At 68.9% G+C, this 826-nt stretch carries 1 protein-coding gene; it reads left to right on the forward strand.

The genetic code is table 11. The features are described from left to right. Window positions 1–2 precede the first annotated feature (2 nt). A protein-coding gene (locus tag IEZ19_RS50030; protein WP_268248815.1) for an IS5 family transposase occupies window positions 3–826 on the forward strand; the annotation gives its coding sequence in 2 pieces (ribosomal slippage) (window positions 3–332 and window positions 335–826; 822 coding nt annotated over the 2 pieces). This gene is flagged as partial in the annotation.

Consider the following 826-nt stretch of genomic DNA (forward strand, 5'->3'; position numbering starts at 1 on the left):
ATCTGACGAATGCACAGTGGGCGAAGCTGGAGCCCTTGCTCCCGGTCGGCAAGAAGCCTGGACGGCCACCGGTGCACACCAAGCGGCAGTTGATAGACGGCATACGCTGGCGCACCCGCGCCGGTGCTCCCTGGCGGGACGTACCCAAGCGGTATGGCCCGTGGGAGACGGTCTACGGCCTGTTCCGGCGCTGGCAGCGGGACGGCACCTGGCACCGCATCTTCGAGCAACTGCAGGCCCAGGCCGATGCCGAAGGACTGATCACCTGGGACGTCTCGGTGGACTCGACCATCGCCCGCGCCCACCAGCATGCGGCCGGCGCCCGCAAAAAGGGGATCTGCAGATCGAGCCGCCAGGCGGTGTGTTCACCGAGCCCGACGACCACGGGCTCGGACGCTCCCGGGGCGGGCTGACCACCAAGCTCCACCTGGCGGTCGAGCAGGCTCAGAAACCGATGTCGCTGGTCGTCACGGCAGGACAGCGCGGCGATTCCCCGCAGTTCCAGGTCGTCCTGGGCCGCATCCGGGTGCCCCGGCTCGGGCCGGGCCGCCCGCGCACCCGACCGGACAAGGTTCGTGCCGACAAGGCGTACGGCTCCCGCGCGAACCGCGCCTACCTGCGCAAGCGTGGTATCCGCTGCACGATCCCGGAGAAGCGCGACCAGATCGCCAACCGCAAGAACCGCGGCTCCCACGGTGGCCGGCCACCCAAGTTCGACAAGGCCGACTACAAGGAGCGCCACGCGGTGGAGTGCGGAATCAATCGCCTCAAGCGGCACCGCGCGGTCGCCACGAGATATGACAAGTTGGCAGTTCGCTACGAGGCG

The organism is Streptomyces brasiliensis (assembly GCF_014647875.1).
Taxonomy (GTDB): domain Bacteria; phylum Actinomycetota; class Actinomycetes; order Streptomycetales; family Streptomycetaceae; genus Streptomyces; species Streptomyces brasiliensis.